The organism is Occallatibacter sp., assembly GCF_049802275.1.
GTDB lineage: Bacteria > Acidobacteriota > Terriglobia > Terriglobales > Acidobacteriaceae > Telmatobacter.
The window spans coordinates 1-2,889 of record NZ_JBARMD010000709.1 but is presented as its reverse complement, the minus strand read 5'-3'; the positions used below and the strand labels follow the sequence as shown (position 1 = coordinate 2,889).

Here is a 2,889-nt window from a genome sequence, read left to right as displayed (position 1 = left end):
CTGATCGGCGTGGCGGTTCTCATCATCATCGGCATCGCGCTGCTCGCACTCGCCCCCGCAACCTCTTCTACATAGTAGAGGCCGACAACGACAGCAGGGTCATCGGCGACGAACCCTACGTCTCAATCCACATGATGGCGCTGTTGACTACGCCACACACAAGCCAGAATAGAAACGGCTCACCGAATGGTGGGCCGTTTGTTGTTCCCCTGATTCCCTGCTCCCTGCTTTCACTGCTTTCCAAATCGATAGACAAACCCGTACGTAAATCCGGGATCGGCTTGAATGCTGGATCCAAAACCGGTTGCCATATACTCAGGCGCCAGCCGCAGCGAAAAATTCGGCGAGATATTTACCTCGCCAATGAAGCTGGCGTTAATCGCATACGTCGTTCCATCCGGAAAGAGCCCAAGCACCGCGGACCCAAACCCATTGGTGTCGCCGGTGAAATTGCCCATGGCCACGCCGCCCTTGACGCTCCCGGCAAGCGAATACTTCGGCCGCATCCTGAAACGGTAAACCGGCCCCACCAGCACGTCGTAATGGCTAATGGCCGGCCTCGTCAACGACGTCGAATTCAGCCCCACATACGCCGTCCCGTAGTACCCCCGGCCGTCAAACGTAATCCCCAGCTTCTCGCTGTAGTAGCGCGTAATCGCCGCATCCCACGAATACATCGTGTTCCGCTGCAGCGCAGGTCCCGGCAAAAACCGCTGGTACCCGCCCCCCACAAACACTTCGTACAAATGAGCATACGTGTCGTGGATTGCCTGCGCACGCCGCGCATCGCGCCGCGCCTTGATGCGCGCCTGCACCGTCACCGGACCCTGTTGGCTCTGTGTAGCTGCCGGGGCTTGCGGCTGCGTCTGATCCTGTGCCGGTGGATTGCTGCTGGAACCCGTGCTCTGCGCCAGAGCACCAAAAGAAACAAGCGAAATAAACGCCAGAACACCTAAAGAACGGCGAAAAGAATACATCGGTCTAGACTTACCTCCACCTTTACGGAGCCGAGCGCACCCCTTTATTCATTATCGCAAACCAGAGACACCCCGCCGGGCGAGGAATGCAAAGTCGACGCGACCATCGGGACCTGGGCCCCCGCTGACAGTCAGCATCCGGGATGGCAGGGGCGGCGACCATGGAGCATGCTCCTCGGGGCATTCCTTCGGTTTGCCCGTTATTCGTCTTGAACTGGCCATGCGCGGGGCTGTCATCCATTGGACGCGCGACACAGGATTTTGCCGCGACTCCCGGCTCCATGCAATACGATGAAAGCCTACGGAGGCAGCAACCACTAATGCGATTCCTGCTTGGACTTATCTTTGGTATTGTCCTCGTACCCCTGGTCGTTCTGGCTTATCTTACCTACGGCAACGTGCCGGTAGCAGTTTCCGATCCTCCGTTTCCCCACGAAGCCCAGCTTGTCCACATGCCGCTCAATGCGCGCATTCAAAAAGAAATGGTCGGCACTCACATGGAGCCCGATCAGCCCACCCTAACTGCCGGAGCACGCATCTACACAGAGCGCTGCGCCTTCTGCCACGGCCTTCACAACAAGCCCGCTGCCATCGGCGACAATATGTATCCCGATGCGCCACAATTGCTCGAGGCGCATCGGAACGATCCCAGTGTTGTGGGCGTAAGCGACGACCCCGTTGGCGAGACCTACTGGAAGGTCCAGAACGGCATCCGCCTCACTGGCATGCCCTCCTTTAAAACGCAGCTCAACGACACCGAGTTGTGGCAAGTGAGCATATTCCTCGCCAACGCCAACAAACCCATGCCCCCCGCCGCCCTCGAAATCCTCAACCGTGCCCCCGCTCCGCCCGCAGACGCGCCCACCCACCCGCCTGCGCCCGAACCCATTGCGCAGCAATGAGCTCTGACCGCACGCAAGCGGATTCACAAAAGAAGAAGCGCTTCAACCGCTTGGTGGCCGGCGAATGTCGGTGCCCCATCCATGACGCAGTCTCATCGCGGCATGGGTGGGATGGCACGACCTCAACCCGCCGGGATTCGGCTCCGGCAACACGAACTGTGCCTCCAACCGCCCGATCGAGATATTCTGGAGGTGCCCCAGAAAGGCATCTCGATGAGCTTGGCAGATTCGCTCCGCAAAGGCCTCCGTTTCTTCCTCATGAGCTTCGGCGTCTCCAGTCCTACGAAAAAGACGGCACCGAAACCTGCTCCCAAACCTGGCTCAGGTCGATGATTCTGCGATTTCGCCGAATCACAGTGGGTCTATTCGGAATCTCATCTGATGAGGTTTATAAGGGGTCCAATTAACGCTTAACCATGACGAATCAAACGCCAAAAGGAGCATTCCGCGCATTCTGGGACTGGTTTGTCCTGTTCAGCGGCATTTCTACCGCCTCCAACCTCTCGCGCACCCGCCCCGATCCCGTGCAACAACGCGGCCTATTCCTCTTTCGCAAGTCCAGGCGAAACTAAATATTCGATTCATATCCGTTACATCACTGCTTGCACCGCACTTCAAAAAGGCACGATTCCATTGGACCTCGCGTGGTTCCCGGAGGGAACACTCGAAAATAGCCCAGGGCGAAACCCTGGGAATGCGATCAAGCACGATACCATCCGTCCCGTAGGGCCGCTCCGGACCAACCCCAAAAGACCATATTGGTAAAATAGGCCCATGTCGCTGACCCGCCAGCAAGCCCTCGATTACTTCAACTCCCCTGACCTCATCGGACTGGGTTTCGAGGCCGACGCCGTCCGTCGCCGCCTCCACCCCGAGGGCGTCGTCACCTACATCATCGATCGCAATATCAACTACACCAACTTCTGCACCGAGTACTGCACCTTCTGCGCTTTCTACCGCCCCCTCCCCAAAGAAGGAAAAACCATCCCCCGGTCCGATGAGGGCTACAT

The 2,889-nt window shown here is 58.2% G+C and carries 2 protein-coding genes and 1 pseudogene; 2 read left to right on the top strand and 1 reads right to left on the bottom strand.

Annotated elements, in window-relative coordinates:
* Positions 1–230: 230 nt before the first annotated feature.
* Positions 231–977, bottom strand: a complete 747-nt coding sequence (locus WA354_RS23900) for a hypothetical protein (protein ID WP_472815534.1) — start codon at positions 975–977, stop codon at positions 231–233.
* A 320-nt stretch (positions 978–1,297) separates the two neighbouring features.
* Between WA354_RS23900 and WA354_RS23895 the strand changes: the two genes are divergently transcribed.
* Both WA354_RS23895 and WA354_RS23890 read left to right on the top strand, forming a co-directional pair.
* A complete protein-coding gene (locus WA354_RS23895) occupies positions 1,298–1,879 on the top strand; it encodes a c-type cytochrome (protein ID WP_472815533.1) in 582 nt (193 codons plus the stop codon).
* 774 nt (positions 1,880–2,653) lie between these two features.
* A pseudogene (locus WA354_RS23890) lies at positions 2,654–2,889 on the top strand (dehypoxanthine futalosine cyclase); the annotation flags it as partial.